This is a genomic window from Streptomyces sp. NPDC001406 (assembly GCF_042895285.1).
GTDB lineage: Bacteria > Actinomycetota > Actinomycetes > Streptomycetales > Streptomycetaceae > Streptomyces.
The window spans coordinates 184,025-198,628 of record NZ_JBIAWG010000004.1 but is presented as its reverse complement, the minus strand read 5'-3'; the positions used below and the strand labels follow the sequence as shown (position 1 = coordinate 198,628).

16 protein-coding genes are annotated in these 14,604 nt (G+C 69.7%); 6 read left to right on the top strand and 10 right to left on the bottom strand.

Translation table 11 applies throughout. The features are described 5' to 3' along the window. Positions 1 to 55 precede the first annotated feature (55 nt). The gene (locus tag ACFY1J_RS11205) at positions 56 to 481 is read right to left on the bottom strand and encodes an ATP-binding protein (RefSeq protein WP_390706074.1); all 426 of its coding nucleotides are present in this window, start codon (positions 479 to 481) and stop codon (positions 56 to 58) included. Positions 482 to 668: 187 nt separating this feature from the next. Between ACFY1J_RS11205 and ACFY1J_RS11200 the strand changes: the two genes are divergently transcribed. Both ACFY1J_RS11200 and glpK read left to right on the top strand, forming a co-directional pair. After that, positions 669 to 1,436, top strand: coding sequence for an IclR family transcriptional regulator (locus tag ACFY1J_RS11200; RefSeq protein ID WP_363297915.1), 768 nt, complete (start codon positions 669 to 671; stop codon positions 1,434 to 1,436). 39 nt (positions 1,437 to 1,475) lie between these two features. Further along, positions 1,476 to 2,990 (top strand): glycerol kinase GlpK, encoded by a 1,515-nt coding sequence (gene glpK / locus ACFY1J_RS11195; protein WP_390706075.1) that lies wholly within the window; start codon positions 1,476 to 1,478, stop codon positions 2,988 to 2,990. A 129-nt stretch (positions 2,991 to 3,119) separates the two neighbouring features. Here glpK and ACFY1J_RS11190 read toward each other — a convergent pair whose 3' ends face one another. The 5 genes from ACFY1J_RS11190 to ACFY1J_RS11170 all read right to left on the bottom strand — a co-directional run bounded on the left by ACFY1J_RS11190 (position 3,120) and on the right by ACFY1J_RS11170 (position 8,502). Next, positions 3,120 to 4,457, bottom strand: a complete 1,338-nt coding sequence (locus ACFY1J_RS11190) for a jacalin-like lectin (protein WP_390706076.1) — start codon at positions 4,455 to 4,457, stop codon at positions 3,120 to 3,122. Positions 4,458 to 4,689: 232 nt separating this feature from the next. Next, positions 4,690 to 6,105 carry a diacylglycerol/lipid kinase family protein gene (locus ACFY1J_RS11185; protein WP_390706077.1) on the bottom strand — a complete coding sequence of 472 codons (1,416 nt, stop codon included), beginning with the start codon at positions 6,103 to 6,105 and terminating at the stop codon, positions 4,690 to 4,692. Positions 6,106 to 6,130: 25 nt separating this feature from the next. After that, on the bottom strand, positions 6,131 to 6,496 hold the full coding sequence (locus ACFY1J_RS11180) for a hypothetical protein (RefSeq protein ID WP_390706078.1): 366 nt from the start codon (positions 6,494 to 6,496) through the stop codon (positions 6,131 to 6,133). 78 nt (positions 6,497 to 6,574) lie between these two features. After that, complete coding sequence (locus ACFY1J_RS11175) at positions 6,575 to 7,258, bottom strand: TNT domain-containing protein (protein ID WP_390706079.1); 684 nt, start codon at positions 7,256 to 7,258, stop codon at positions 6,575 to 6,577. A gap of 683 nt (positions 7,259 to 7,941) precedes the next feature. Beyond that, positions 7,942 to 8,502 carry a hypothetical protein gene (locus tag ACFY1J_RS11170; RefSeq protein WP_390706080.1) on the bottom strand — a complete coding sequence of 187 codons (561 nt, stop codon included), beginning with the start codon at positions 8,500 to 8,502 and terminating at the stop codon, positions 7,942 to 7,944. A 96-nt stretch (positions 8,503 to 8,598) separates the two neighbouring features. Between ACFY1J_RS11170 and ACFY1J_RS11165 the strand changes: the two genes are divergently transcribed. Both ACFY1J_RS11165 and ACFY1J_RS11160 read left to right on the top strand, forming a co-directional pair. Continuing rightward, positions 8,599 to 9,111 carry a PadR family transcriptional regulator gene (locus ACFY1J_RS11165; RefSeq protein ID WP_390706081.1) on the top strand — a complete coding sequence of 171 codons (513 nt, stop codon included), beginning with the start codon at positions 8,599 to 8,601 and terminating at the stop codon, positions 9,109 to 9,111. Positions 9,112 to 9,164: 53 nt separating this feature from the next. Further along, entirely contained in the window at positions 9,165 to 9,749 is a 585-nt protein-coding gene (locus ACFY1J_RS11160) for a TetR/AcrR family transcriptional regulator (RefSeq protein WP_363297906.1), read from the top strand. A gap of 189 nt (positions 9,750 to 9,938) precedes the next feature. Here the strand turns inward: ACFY1J_RS11160 and ACFY1J_RS11155 are convergent, their stop codons facing one another. Further along, positions 9,939 to 10,364, bottom strand: a complete 426-nt coding sequence (locus tag ACFY1J_RS11155; RefSeq protein WP_390706082.1) for a tautomerase enzyme — start codon at positions 10,362 to 10,364, stop codon at positions 9,939 to 9,941. Positions 10,365 to 10,536: 172 nt separating this feature from the next. Between ACFY1J_RS11155 and ACFY1J_RS11150 the strand changes: the two genes are divergently transcribed. Next, positions 10,537 to 11,742, top strand: a complete 1,206-nt coding sequence (locus ACFY1J_RS11150; protein WP_390706256.1) for a cysteine desulfurase-like protein — start codon at positions 10,537 to 10,539, stop codon at positions 11,740 to 11,742. 6 nt (positions 11,743 to 11,748) lie between these two features. On the opposite strand, the gene ACFY1J_RS11145 is transcribed toward ACFY1J_RS11150, so the two are convergent. Continuing rightward, positions 11,749 to 12,321 carry a histidine phosphatase family protein gene (locus ACFY1J_RS11145; RefSeq protein ID WP_390706083.1) on the bottom strand — a complete coding sequence of 191 codons (573 nt, stop codon included), beginning with the start codon at positions 12,319 to 12,321 and terminating at the stop codon, positions 11,749 to 11,751. Positions 12,322 to 12,441: 120 nt separating this feature from the next. Beyond that, positions 12,442 to 12,813 (bottom strand): winged helix-turn-helix transcriptional regulator, encoded by a 372-nt coding sequence (locus ACFY1J_RS11140; protein WP_390706084.1) that lies wholly within the window; start codon positions 12,811 to 12,813, stop codon positions 12,442 to 12,444. A 122-nt stretch (positions 12,814 to 12,935) separates the two neighbouring features. On the opposite strand from ACFY1J_RS11140, the gene ACFY1J_RS11135 reads away from it, so the two are divergent. Beyond that, positions 12,936 to 13,586: an FMN-dependent NADH-azoreductase gene (locus tag ACFY1J_RS11135; RefSeq protein WP_390706085.1), complete on the top strand. Its 651-nt coding sequence runs from the start codon at positions 12,936 to 12,938 to the stop codon at positions 13,584 to 13,586. 113 nt (positions 13,587 to 13,699) lie between these two features. Here the strand turns inward: ACFY1J_RS11135 and ACFY1J_RS11130 are convergent, their stop codons facing one another. Then, positions 13,700 to 14,599: a squalene/phytoene synthase family protein gene (locus tag ACFY1J_RS11130; protein WP_390706086.1), complete on the bottom strand. Its 900-nt coding sequence runs from the start codon at positions 14,597 to 14,599 to the stop codon at positions 13,700 to 13,702. Between the last annotated feature and the right edge of the window lie 5 nt (positions 14,600 to 14,604).

The window sequence follows — 14,604 nt, the reverse complement described above, 5'->3', positions numbered from 1 at the left end:
CGTCGCCCTCGACAATCCGGTCGCAGGCAGTGGCCCCGCGTAGGCCGGACCGTGCTCACACCGCCACCAGGTCGGCCCACCGGGTGACCCCACCGCACTGGATGCGCACGCCGTGCCGAGCGGACAGTGCGTGGACGATCTGCTTGCCCCGGCCGTGCTCGTCCGGGTCGATTCCGTCGGGCGACTGCCCCGCAGCCAGTACGGGTCCCGCGTCGGTCACCTCCACGCGCAGGGTCCTGAGCTCGTCACGCAGGCCCCATGACAGCCGCAGCTCCGCCGGCGGCAGAGCATGGACGAGTGCGTTGGTGAGCAGCTCAGTCACCACCAGGATCGTGTCCTCGACGATCTCCGGAGACACGTTCCAGGCGGCCAGGACCGCCCTCACACGCCGGCGTATGGCCGAGACGGCGCCGGCGACGGGCGGCAACGGAAAGACGTGTTCGACTACCCCCCGAGGCCTGATTTCGAGCTGTGCCGCCATGTGCTCTCCTCCGGTGAGCGCTGCCGGCGGGTCGCCGGGGCTCAGTGCGCTTTCCCGCACGTTAGGCAGGCGCGCGGAGCCGGTCAATGAACAGTGGTCGGCATTGTCGAACGGTGGCTCTGACCTGGTGCTGAGCCGGTGACCTGCACGTAAGGCGGTCCCTCCACGGGCGTATTAGGCTCGTTTCATGGCCGGCCCAGTCCAGTCGATCGAACGGGCGGCGGCAATTCTGCGCCTGCTCGCTGGTGGGCCCCGTCGGCTCGGGCTCGGCGAGGTGGCGGCCTCGCTCGGGCTGGCGAAGGGCACCGCCCACGGTATTCTGCGCACGCTCCAGCACGTGGACTTCGTGGAGCAGGACGCGGCGACGGGAAAGTACCAGCTCGGGGCCGCGCTGCTGCATCTCGGCACGAGTTACCTGGACGTCAACGAGCTGCGGTCGCGCTCCATCAACTGGGCCGACGCCCTGGCCGCCCGCAGCGGGGAGGCCGTCCGCCTGGGCACCCCCCTGGAGGGCAGGGTCCTGGTCGTCCACCACGTCTTCCGGCCGGACGACACGCTCCAGACCCTGGACGTGGGCGCACTGCTGCCGCTGCACGCCTCCTCGCTCGGCAAGGTTCTGCTGGCCTTCGGGACCGCCCCTCTGGAGGCGGTTCTCGAATTCGGGCTGGAGACCTACACACGGCACACGATCGTCGACCCGGAGGAGCTCTCCCGGGCGCTCGCCGAGGTCCGGGAACTCGGGTGGGCCGCCGAGGTCCAGGAAATGAGCATGGGCGAGGCCGGCGTCGCCTCACCGATCCGAGGGCACGGAGGTCTTGTCGTGGGCGCCATCGGACTGTCCGGGCCGGTCGAGCGGATCTGCGACAGCCAGGGCCGTCCCCTCCCGAACCTGATCACCCTGCTCCGTGAGGCCGCACGGGCGATCTCCAGAGACCTGGGCGCAGCTCGCTGGTAGCCACCCGCCTCTTCGACACATCGGAAGGCAGAGCTGATCATGGTTGAACGGTATGTAATGTCCATCGATCAGGGCACCACCTCCACTCGATGCATTCTGTTCGACCAGCAGGGGCGGCTGGTGACAGTCGCGCAGCGTGAGCACCAGCAGCACTTCCCCAAGCCCGGATGGGTCGAGCACGACGCCCTGGAGATCTGGCGCAATCTGCAGCGCATCGTGCCCGAAGCCCTGTCCGGCACCGGGGTGGGCGCGAAGGACGTCGCCTCGATCGGTATCGCCAACCAGCGGGAGACGACGGTGCTCTGGGACCGGCGCACGGGTGCCCCGCTGGACAAGGCCATCGTCTGGCAGGACATCCGCACGGCACCGCTCGTCGAGGAACTGGGACAGCGCCCCGGCGAGGAGTTCTTCGTGGAGCGTTGCGGTCTGCCGCCCTCGACCTACTTCTCCGCACTGCGGCTGCGCTGGCTGTTCGATCACGTTGACGGGCTCGAACAGCGTGCCCGGGACGGCGAGGTGCTCTTCGGCACGATGGAGACCTGGCTCATCTGGAACCTCACCGGGGGAGCGGACGGCGGCCTGCACATCACCGACCCCACCAACGCCAGCCGCACGATGCTGATGAACATCCGTACGCTCACCTGGGACGAGGAGCTGCTGGAGTTCTTCGGGGTGCCCCGCACGATGCTGCCCGAGATCCGGTCGTCCGCCGAACGGTACGGCGCTGCCCGCCTGGTGCTCCCGGGCGTCCCCATCACGGCGGCCCTCGGCGACCAGCAGGCCGCCCTGTTCGGCCAGACCTGCTTCTCCCCGGGAGAGGTGAAGTGCACCTACGGCACGGGCAGCTTTCTGCTGCTCAACACCGGTACCGATGTCGTGCGGTCCCGCAACGGGCTGCTCACGACCGTGGGTTACAAGATCGGGGACCAGGCCCCCGTCTACGCCTTGGAAGGTTCGATCGCCGTCACCGGCTCACTGGTCCAGTGGTTCCGGGACCGTCTGGGCCTGATCAGCAGCGCGCCGGAGATCGAGACCCTCGCGCGCACGGTCGAGGACAACGGCGGCTGCTACATCGTCCCCGCGTTCTCCGGTCTGTTCGCACCTCACTGGCGCAGCGACGCGCGCGGTGTCATCGTCGGCCTCACCTCGTACATCACCAGGGGACACCTGGCCCGAGCCGTCCTTGAGGCGACCGGCTGGCAGACCCGCGAGGTCGTCGACGCGATGAACGCCGACTTCTCGGTCCCCCTGAAGCAACTCAAGGTGGACGGCGGGATGACGGCGGACAACCTGCTCATGCAGTTCGTCGCCGATGTGCTCGACGTGCCCGTGGTACGACCCATGGTCGCCGAAACGGTCTCCCTCGGCGCTGCCTACGCCGCCGGGCTCGCCGCCGGTTACTGGTCGGACCTGGAGGTCCTGCGCCGCCACTGGCACCGGGCCGCCCAGTGGCTGCCGGACATGGACCCCGAGCGCAGGGAGCGGGAGTACGCGGACTGGAAGCGGGCCGTCGAGCGCTCGCTGGGCTGGGTCAGATCGTCGAAGTCGTCTTGACCGGGGAACTCCGGTCCGCCGGTGGCCCGTACGCCTGGAGTCGCTTCCGTCCCACAGGTGTACGGGCTTGGCCGGCCGGCCGTCATGGGGACGGCGCCCGATGGATGTGCTTGGTGTCAGCGCTTGGTGTCAGCGCTTGGTGTAGATGAAGCCGACCTTGTCGAGCTCGTCGCCCGAACGTCCATGGAAGCCGGCGATCTGCCAGCCGGACGGTGCCGTACGGGTCACGCAGTCCGAAGTGGTGGTACCGCCCGCGAGGGTGCGGCCCAGGTTGGTGGTGAACCTGGCGTAGAAGATCCGGGTACGACTGTCCTTCACGCCTTCGCAGAGGTAGGCGGTCGTCACATATTCGCCGCTGCCCAGTGTCAGCGACGATGCCGTGCCGCCGGTTCCGCCGTGGGTGAGCGTGGTGCCGTTGCTCAGGGTGATGCCGACCTGGTCGACCCGTGACCCGGAGCGCAGCGCGACGGTGGTGGCGCGGGCGCCGGCGGGGACCTTGTCGATGTCCTGGTAGTAGTCGCCGTGCGGACCGCCGAACTGGTCGCCGAGCTGGAAGTCCGGGTTCTGCGACCAGGAGAAGCCGACCGTGATCGGGTCGTGGTCCGAGAGCATGAGCCCGTCGGAGGTCAGGAACTTGGCGTGCTCGTTGTTGTACGAGGTGGCGTTCAGCGTGACGAGCCTGCTGCCGCGGTACAGGACCTTGTCCACGACCTCACAGGTGTTCGGCACGGTGGCGCCCGTCTGGTCGCAGACCAGCGCGTCACTGCCCTTGGCCGGCGGTGTGCCGCCGCGGATCAGCTGCACCCAGGCGTCGGTCAGCCCGTTGGCCGCGGCGAACTCGGCGATGGTGTCGCCGGTGCGGGTGTAGCGGGTGTTGGTGTCACCCATGACCACGACCGCGTTGCCCGCCGAGTGCGACTGGATGAACGACGTGATCTGGTTCAGGTTGTCCGCGCGCGAGGCGAGGTCGCCGTCGTTCGTACCCGCGTTGGTGTGCAGGTTGTAGAAGTCGACGTACACACCCTCGGCGAGGCGTTCACGCATGAAGGAGAAGCCCTTCGGGGTGAGACAGTCGCCGGAGTCGAGCTGGCAGGAGTTCCACTTCACGCGCTCGAAGTCGTCACCGTCCCAGGCGTAGTCGGAGACGGTGTTGAGCCCACTGCCGATGCCCGCGCCGCCGCTGGTGGCGGTGCGGTAGGGGTGGGTGTCGGTGGAGTACAGGTACGCGTGGTAGTTGAAGTCCTCCTGGACGTTGACGATGTCGTACGGTGCGACGCGCCGGCCGATCTCCGTCGTGCTGGTGTCGCGCGGTGTCGATGCGCTGGACAGGGATTCCGGAAGGCCGGCGACGTTGTACGTGAGCACGCTGAACGTGCCCGAGCCGGCAGCCGCGGCCGGCGTGGCTGCTGTCGTGAGCCCGCCGAGGGCGGCGACCGCGGCCGCCAGGCAGGCGACGAGTCTGCGCATGGGGGTGTCTCCTACGGGGGGTGGACCGATCGGGGTGTGAGCATGCCAAAACTTAGCGGCAAACGCTTTCTGCGCACCCTCTTCGCGCCCGTCCAATCGGGGAATTCCATGTGACGAGGAATAGATCAACTACCGTTTGGAGACGGTTGGTTCACTTGTGCGCGGGTGGAAAGGGCTTGTAGCGGCAGCCACTTGCACCTGCACTCGCCCTTGCAGAGGCAGGCGCTTGCCGCTACCGGCTCTGCCGGCGCTTCGGGAGGGCCGTCCGCCCCACCGTCGCCGCCAGTTTGCGCAGCCGCCGCCACTCCAGGGGCGGTGTGACCGCGGGGACGCCGGGCCTGGTGCGGGGGACCCGGACCCGCAGGGCGCCGGGTCGGATGCGGCAGTCGACCGGTGCGGGCAGCACCAGGGCCTCGCCGTCCACGCCGGCCTCGACATCCCCTTTGTCGCAGTCGACGACGACCTGCCGGGCGGTGACCGCGGTGAGCCCCTCGGCATTCCGTCCGCGCAGCAGTCCGGCAGCGTGGGCAGCGCTCTCCACCTTGACGCTGAGCACCCCGAGCACGCCCAGGTCCATCCGCTCCCGATAGCCGAGGCCCGCCACGTCGTCCATGCGGTAGGGGTTGTTGCTGACCAGGACGGCTTGGGGCGTGTCGATGACGATGTCGGGGCCGCCGGTGCCCGCGACGCGCGCGGTGAGCCGCGGCCCACGCTCGTGGGTGAGCAGTTCGGGCAGCAGATCCAGAGTCGTGCGCACCTTGTCGTCCCGGTACGCGGGGCTCTGCACGACCGCGGCGTACGCCCCGAAGGACGCGTTGTTCACGAAGGGGTGCTCGCCCGCGAAGCCGAGGTCGACCCGGAGCTCGACCCCGTCGCGGAGCGCGTCCAGACATGCCGAGGGGTCGCCGCGATCGAGCCCGAGGTCCATGGCGAAGTGGTTGCGGGTCCCGGCGCAGATCACCAGGAACGGCACGTCGTGCTCCGCGGCGACGGCCGCGACCCGCGCCTGCGTCCCGTCCCCGCCGGCGACTCCGAGCAGATCGGCGCCTTCCGCGAGGGCGGCACGGGCCAGCGCCACGACGTCTTCGGGTCCGTCCGTCCGGCCGGTGCCGAGCAGATGCACGCGGGCTCCGAGTTCCTCGGCCTTCGCCTTCAGCCCGAACCGCTCGACCTTCCCGCCCCCGGAACACGGGTTCATGATCAGATACGGCTGTGCCGGAGGCGGCGTCTCGTACTCGACGACCCGTACGACGTGCGACCGCGTGCCGCTGAGCGCGACCTTCCCGGTCCACACGGCAAGTCCCCACAGGGCCAGCAACAGGACCGGCAGCCACAGCAGCCGCGCCACGGCGAAGAGCACGATCGCGGCGGCGGGCGCGGCGAGCGCAAGCACTCCCGCGGCGGCCCGGAGCCAACCCCGCCGGGTGAGCGTCCACCACAGCGCCGCCAGGCTCACGGCGATCGACAGTCCCCCGACCAGCACGAGTACCACCCCGGCCGAGGACGCGGTGCCGAGCGGTGCGATCACGGCCAGCCCGGCGAACGTCAACGACGCCCGCGCCGCCCACCGTTGCCGCGCGTGCGCCCGCTCGTCCAGCCCCGAGCCCGTACGCGGACCGCTTCCAGGATCCGCGCCCTTGTCCTTCAAGCCCTGCTCCGCCTTTCCAGTGAGCTCAGGAGCCGGCGTCCTCGTCGCCCTCGTGCCGTGCCGCGCGCCCGAAGTCCTCCCAGGCCTGCCGCTGGATCTCCGCGCTGTCCGCGAGCAGATCCTCCAGGGGCGCTGCCTTCCCGGTCGGCGGAGCGAGTGCCTGCGTGAGCATGTCGTAGAGGTACGCGCAGGCGTCGGCCTCGGTGGCGAATCGCCGTACGACACTGTCCTGGGAGCGTTCGCTCAGGCCGACGCACCAACTGTCCGCCGTACGACGCAGAAAGTAATGGGCATCGGGTCGGGCGGGTACGGCGGGGACACCGGCGATCTCGTAGAACGCCTCGGGAACGCCCGCCTCGCGGAGTCTTTCGACGAGTGCTGCTCTGTCCATCAGGTCGGTCGGTCCTGTCCGTGGTCGCCCGGGTGGTCTCCGGCGCTGCTGCCCGAGACCACCCAGCGTCTGCCGCAGTCAGGTTACCGGCAGCTCTTCCAGGTCCTTCGACATGACGAGCTGGGGGATCGGCTTGTCCGTGAGGTACTGGAGCCCCAGGCCGGGCTGGCCGAACCAGGGCCTGATCGGGCCCGCGTGGACGGTGAACGACTTGAGGACCCGGTAGAGGTGATAGCTGTACGGGTGGGCGGGGTCGAAGGTGTCGAGGTTGCTCGGCGGAATCGCGCGCTTGGCGTACGGCGTGCCCGCGGGCGCGAGGAAGCGGCCGAAGCCGCTGCCGAAGAGGTCGAGCAACTGCCCTGCGCGGAGCGTCAGATCACGCTCGACCGGCTTGCCGTTCTGGAGGACGAAGCCGTTGTTGTCGGGGTACCACCAGCCGGACTTCTCCGTCTGCGGATCCGTCTGCCAGTAGCAGCCGAGGAACCAGTAGGCGTCCGTCCCGTCCGTGCGGTGATAGCCCTTCAGCATCTGGCCGAGGGCGCCCGTGCGGGGAAGGTCCGCCGGTCCCAGCCGCCAGTCGTCCATGAAGTACTTCTGGAGCGCCGGTGGCGCGGAGTTGTTCCCGCGGCCGCGGTGCTCGGTCGGGCAGTGAGCGATGCCGACCGCACCCTGCTGGGCGGCTTGAGCCGTGGCCGGTGCGATGCCGACCATCAGGAGCAGCCATGCGAGGGTGCTCCCCATGAGAGCGCGCAGTACGCGCATCCGTTATCCCTTCTCCTGCTGGCGCCGACCGGCGCCCGCGCTTCGATGCAGGGCCCAGTTCAGGGGCGGCATATGCGGGAGGACCGAAGAAAACGCAGCCTGTCACCCGAACCGGTGGGCACAATTCATCGAATGGCCGAAGGGCCGGACACCGCGCAGCCGGGCGGTGCTTGAGGAAGACAAGGGGAGGCCACGCATGGAGGTCCGATCGGTCGTCGGACGAGGTGTCCGCGTGGGCGCGCGGCTCGGGGCATGGCCCGCGGGGATCCTCGCCGGCGGGTGCCTGGTCGTCGCCTTCGTCTTCCTGGTCGGGGGCCGATGGGGGACCGTGCGCACGCTCGTCAATTGGGGTGTCGTAGCCGCGCTTGCGAGCATGGCGGCAGGCGTGGTGCTGGGCGCCGGCGCAGCGCTCATGTTGGCGGTCGCACCCCAGCGGCTGCTCGTGCGTCCCGTGCTCAGGGGCACGCTCGCGGGGCTCACCGCCGGTCTGCCGCTCGCGGCACTTTCGGTCGCCTTCCTGTCAGGGGACGGCTACTCCCTTGCGAGCTACCCCCCTTCGATTCATGTCCTTACGTGGACCGTGCCGCTGGTGATCGCTCTGGTGGTGGCCGCGCACAGCGGCGAGATTGCCGGGGCCAGGGCCGCCGGGGGTGGGGTGCGGGCCGAAGTCGTGCGCGGGGTCGTCACTGGGCCACCTGCCCGGCCTTGGCCTGGACGTAGGAGACGTAGCGGATGGTGAACACCATCGGGACGGCGAAGCCCGCGATCTGGATGACCGTCGCGGTGGTGGAGTGGGCATCTCCGGCATGTGCCACCAGGGCGAGGACGACGGCGGTCAGGACGAAGGCCGCGGTCCATACGGCGGTGATGACGACGTTGGTGCGGATGAACGGCTTGAGCTTCCAGACCTCGGGCGGGGTGGTGCGCTTGGCGATGCCCAGGGTGAACGGCCTGCCGATGGCCAGCGAGACGCCCGCGATCACCGCGAGGGTGCCCGAGGAGAGAGCCGCGGAGTAGTCGTGCACACCGGAGTGGGGATCGGCGAAGGCGACGACGGCCAGTACGGCGAAGAAGACCGCCGAGCCCAACTCGATGATCAGCGCGTCGAATCCGCTGCCTGCCCTGACCTGCTGGGCGACGAGCGCCACGGCGACCACCAGTGCGGCCAGTGCTGCCCACTGCCAGTCCCCCGAGGGGAGTGCGGCGAAGACGATCCACGGCAGGAACGTACGCAGGTAGGACATGGTCTCTCCGTTTCGGGGCTTCTCATTTGACATGTCAAAAGTAGAATGTCCAGCATCGACATGTCAACACTGGAATATGAGAGGTACAGTGGAGGCATGAGCCTCAGACACGCACTGCTCGGTCTCCTCTCGGAGCGCCCCGCCAGCGGTTACGACCTGCTGAAACGGTTCGAGACCTCGCTGGCCAACGTCTGGCCGGCCACACAGAGCCAGATCTACACGGAGCTGACCAAGCTGGCCGACACCGGACTGATCACGGTGGCGGCCGAGGGGCCGCGCGGCCGCAAGGAGTACGCCCTCACCGAGGGCGGCCTGGCCGAACTGCGGCACTGGCTGACCGAGACGAAGCCGCAGCGCAACACCCGTAGTGATCTGCTGCTGCGGGTCTTCTTCCTCGGAGTGCTCAAGCCGGAGCAGGCGCGCGCGTACCTGACCGGGCTCACCGAGTTGTCCGAGCAGAGTTACGCGGAGCTCGACCAGCTGGCGCGGGACATCGACTGGGACGACGACAACCTCTCCGTCTACGGCCGGATCGCCCTGGAATACGGCCTGCGCTTCAACGCCATGCGTCGGGAGTGGGCCCGGTGGGCCGCCGACCAGATCCCGTAGGGAGTAGACTATGACGGTCGTTATATCCGGCGGAGTGCGAGGAGAATCCGCAGGTGAACCAGACCAGTCCGCAGACGCGTGAACGGATCGTGGCCGGCGCGGCCGACATGATCAGTCGACGTGGCCTGAATGCGACCAGCATCCGAGAGATGGCCAAGCATGCCAAGGCTCCGCTCGGCTCGACCTACCACTACTTCCCGGACGGCAAGCAGCAACTCGCCACGGAAGCCGTCCGCTACGCCGGTGAGACCGTCGCGCGGATTCTGCGCAAGGAACTGCGGGCGGGCCCGGCCGCCGGCCTGCGGGCCTTCCTCGACCTGTGGCGCAAGGTCGTCGTCGACACCGAGTTCCGTGCCGGATGCCCTGTCCTGGCGGTCTCCATCGAGGAGCCGCCGACCGACGAGGTCCCCGCGGCCGTGGCGGCGGCCGCCGAGATCTTCGACGAGTGGGAGGGCCTGCTCGCAGGGTCCCTGCGCGAGCACGGCGCCGACCCCGACCAGGCCGCGCAGCTCGCCACCCTCGTTGTGGCGGCCGTTGAGGGGACGGTCGCCATGTGCCGCGCCAAGCGCAGCACCCAGCCGCTCGACCACACCGCCGAGCAACTGCAGAAGCTGGTTCTCGCAGCGATCAAGGACTGAGTCGCTGCGCCAGGGGGGGCGTTTGGATCATCCCGGCGTCGCGAGCCCTGGCACGTACTCCCCCAAGCTCTTCGGGCAGGGGCCCCCAGCCGCGTTGTCGTCACTCGCCGACTCCCCCAAGTTCTCGGCTTCGCTCGACCAGGGGCACCCCCATGACCCCGCTCGGGGTCGGCCAGACCGCACCGTTGGTCACGGCCGGCCTGATCCAAACGACACCCCCTGGCCGCGGACGCCTCCGTCGCCGACCGTCGCGCGGACCGCCTTGACCTTCTCCTCGGTGAACACGCCGCTGTCCAGGAGCGACAGAATGGACAGCACGCCGCCGCGGGAGCCCCAGCTGCCCTCCTGGGTGACTCGGAAGTTGACCCACCAGGTCGGTGGCGGCTCCTCAAGGCCGCAGGCCCGCGCCATCGCGGCCAGGACGCGCTCGATGACCTCGGCGCGGACTTCCTGACGCCAGTCCCCGTCCAAGTGCACCTGGAACCCGCCCCGCGCGGCCGGGGCGAACTGGCCGACCTCCGGTACCAGAACGGCATCCGTCAGTGTCTCGGCCGGCGTGCGCCGCTGTTCGAGGTCCAGGCGTCCCTCACGGGCAACCACGGTGATCACGGTCACGGCAACCTCCTATGGCAGTCGTTATAGGGGCAGCGTGCACCGGATTATGACGAGTGTTATAAGGGTCTTCGGTGCTGTAAGGAGTCCTGGGCACTGTCATGGGGGAGAACCGGATGACATGCTTCCCGCGCACTTCGACTTCGACCCGGACCAGTCCTGGACAGGAGCACCCGTGAGCTACGACGTCACCGGCGTCCGCGCCCAGTTCCCCGCCCTCGCCGCCGGCATCGCCCACTTCGACGGCCCCGGAGGCACACAGACCCCGCAGCCGGTCATCCGGGCCATCTCCGACGCCCTCGCCCATCCCTTGTCCAACCGCGGCCACGAGATGGTGGGGGAGGCCAACGCCGAGGCGATCGTCGTCGAGAGCCGTCGTGCGATGGCGGACCTGCTGGCCGCCGACCCCGCAGGGATCGTCTTCGGCCGCAGCGCCACGCAGCTCACCTACGATTTCTCCCGCACCCTCGCCAAGAGCTGGGCCGCCGGCGACGAGGTGGTCGTCACCCGGCTCGACCACGACTCCAACATCCGGCCCTGGATCCAGGCCGCGCAGCAGACCGGTGCCATCGTCCGGTGGGCCGAGTTCGACCCCGCGACGGGCGAACTGACCGCCGACGACATCCGCGCCGTGCTCTGCGAGCGCACCCGGCTGGTCGCCGTCACCGCCGCGTCCAACCTGATCGGCACCCGGCCCCCGATCGCCGAGATCTCCCGTTCGGTGCACGAGGCCGGCGCGCTGCTGTACGTCGACGGCGTCCACCACGCCGCCCACTCCCTGGTCGACATCGACCGGCTCGGCGCGGACTTCTACACCTGCTCGCCGTACAAGTTCCTCGGCCCCCATCACGGCGTCCTCGCCGCCCGTCCCGAGCTGCTGGAATCCCTCCACCCGGACAAGCTGCTCCCGTCGACCGACACGGTTCCGGAGCGCTTCGAACTCGGCACCCTGCCCTATGAGTTCCTCGCCGGTACGCGCGCGGCGGTCGACTTTCTCGCTGGCCTCGACAGCACGGCGACGGGCACGCGCCGGGAGCGACTGGCCGCCGCGGCCGCGGCCCTCGAAGGACATGAGGACGCGCTGCGGACGCGGATCGACAAGGGCATGTCGGGACTGGAGGGGATCACGATCCACTCCCGCGCGGCCGACCGCACCCCGACCCTGCTCCTCACCTTCGAGGGCCGCGACGCGACGGACGCCTACCGCTTCCTGGCGGCCCGCGGCGTGCACGCACCCGCCGGCTCCTTCTACGCGCTCGAAGCCTCCCGGCACCTCGGCCTGGGCGACACCGGCGGTCTGCGGGTGGGTCTCGCGCCGTACAACGACGCGGCGGACGTCGACCGGCTCCTGGAAGGTCTCGCCGACTTCCTGCGGTCCTGAGGTACGTCAGGCCGCCCCGAGCCGGCCCCCCAGGCCCACGTTCCAGCGTCCCGCGCGACCGCTGAACTCGGTTGCGGTCAGGGGCGGTACGTCGAGACGCCAGAAGGCGGACTCCGGCGCTCCGAGCACACGCAGGGTCGCGGCACGGACGATCTCCGGCTCCACCACCGCCACGGTACGGCCGGAGAACTGTGCGGCCCCGTCCAGCCAGTGCGCAACGCGCAGGCACAGCTCGTGCACCGACTCCCCGCCGTGCGGCGCCGCCTGAGGATCCGTCAGCCAGCGAGCCATTCCGTCCGGCTCGACGGTGCTGACTTCGTCCAGGGTGCGGCCTCGCCAGCGGCCCATGTCCAAGCCGTTCAGCGAAGGCGAGTCGGTGGCGTCGAGGCCGAGCGCCGAAGCCGTCTCCCGACAGCGGACGGTGGGGGAGGCGAGGGTGCGGTCGGCGGCCGGGAGCGCATCGGCGGCCGAGCGGGCACGGGCCGTGCCGGCCGAGTCGAGCGGGGACCCGTCGTCGAAACGGGCCTGACGGAGGGCCGCGTTCATCGCCGGCGAGATCAACAACACCCGACTGGTCATCCATTGACTCCATTGCTCAAGCACCGCTGCTCAGGTGTGCGTCCGGGGCCGACCTGTGCGCCCTTGGTCGTACCCCCCTGTACGGCGATCGGGCCGTCGCCGGTGCGCCGGCCACGACCGTCACTTCCAGGCCGTCTCCACGCAGGGCCGGGTCTCCGGCAAGTGCTTCTTCGCCCACTCTCCGAGCTCCTTGAGCGCGGGCTCCAGCGCGGCCCCGGACTCGGTCAGCCGGTAGGAGACCCGCAGCGGCGGTCCTTCGTCGACCTCGCGCACCACGAGTCCGGCGGCGCCCAGCTCGGCCAGCCGGTCGGAGAGCATGCGCTCGCTGATGCCGGGGACGGCCCGGCGCAGATCGGCGAAATGTGCCGGTTGTTCCACCAGTACGGCCACGATCGGGCCGCTCCAGCGCTTACCGAGCAGCTGGAAGACGCGAGTGATGCCGTCGTCCACTCGCTTGCATGCCGCCACGTCGTGGTTCTGATCCGCCGCCATGGGATCAGGGTATCGCCCTGCCATGAGGGGGTGAAAAAAAGTAAGTACCTGTGTTAGATATAGCTGAGTACGAAAACTCAGCCCGTGGGCCTCGCCTCGGGCTCGCTCTTCTGGAGACACGCATGGCCACCTTGCTGCACATCGACTCGTCCGTCTTCCCGAGCGGGGGCTCCGCCTCCCGTGCCGTCGCGGAGGCCTTCCGCAAGACCTGGCAGGAGCAGCACCCCGACGGCACGGTGATCTACCGCGACCTGGCCTCGAACCCGGTCCCGCACATCACCGCCGATGCCCACACCGCCGGATTCGCCGATCCCGCGGCGCACACCCCGGAGCAGGCGGCGGCCTTCGCCGAGCGCGTGAAGCTGATCGAGGAGCTGGAGCAGGCGGACGCGGTGCTGATCGGCGCGCCGATGTACAACTTCACGATCCCGTCGACCCTCAAGGCATGGCTGGACAACGTGATCCTGATCGGCCGTACCGCCGGTGAGGCCCACTCCGCCAAGGGCACCCCCGTCACCGTCGTGGCCAGCCGCGGCGGCTCCTACGCGCCGGGCACCCCGCGCGAGCCCTTCGAGTACGTCCAGAACTACCTGACGGCGATCCTCGCCGACACCCTCGCCCTGGACCTGGACTTCATCGTCCCCGAACTCACCCTGGCCCCCCACAACCCGGCCATGGCCGAACTCGTGCCGCTCTTCGAGTCCTCCCGCGAACGCGCCCTGCAGGACGCGGCGGCCAAGGCGAAGGCTCTTGCCGAGCGTCTTGCCGCGTAACAGCGGCTGACTCGGCGACTGCTCAGCCGCCGGTTGCTCGAACGGGGAGCGGGCGAGCACGAGGAACGCTCCGCTCGTCGCGTGCGTCCGCTCCCCGTTCGGCCGCTGTCTACTTACGCCTTACGCCGACGAGCGCTCATGAGTACCCGCAGCGCAGCCACCGGCGACGGGCTCGCCGAGCCGTGCAGCAAGCGTGGCCCCCGCGCGAGTACCGCTTTCGCGGTCAGCAGTTCCATGTCGACCAGGGCGGTCAACAGCACCCGGCCGGGGGCCGTGGTCAGGGCGGGCAGCTCCCGAGCGGCCGCCAACGAGGCTCGGGCTGCGGCGACTTGGTGGCTCACCAACTCGGCGAGGCCCGCCGGCACCCGGCCCGCGGCCAGGTCTTCGAGGGTGACGGCGTGGCGTGCCAGCGCCTCGTCGGAGATGCCGATCCGGCCCTCACGCAGGTCCTCGGCCAGGTCGTTGACGAAGTCCAGCCGTTGACTTCCGTCGATGAGCGTCCGACACGCTGCCCGGAACGGGGCAGTGTCCGTGTCCGGCCCCAGCAGCACGCCGACCAGCATGAAGGCCGGCAGCGAATAGGCATCCAGGTAGGCCTGGTAGTCGGCCTCCGAGGCGAAGCGGTCGCACTCCAACTCCGCGGTGGCGGTGCACAGATACGACTCCACCGCCTCGCGCAGCCGCGGATGGGCGGCCGCGGAGTGCACGAGCGTGCGGACCAGAGGATCGTCACTCACCCCGGAGTCCAGCCCCTTGCGAACCTGCTGTTCCCACGCTGCCCAGGCCGCGAACCGCAGTGCCTCGGGACCGGAGTCCAGCAGGTTGTCACCGTGATCCATCACGGCCGTCGCCGCGACCACGTGCGGCAGCAACGACCGCGGCAACAGCAGCCGGGCCGCCAGGTAGGCGGTACGGCGGGCGTGCGCCACGAGCGCGCGTTGAGCGTCGTAGTCGCTGCGCAACTGCGGGTCCCGTATCCCCGCCGCATCAAGACTCTGGTTCCACGCGCTCATGGGGA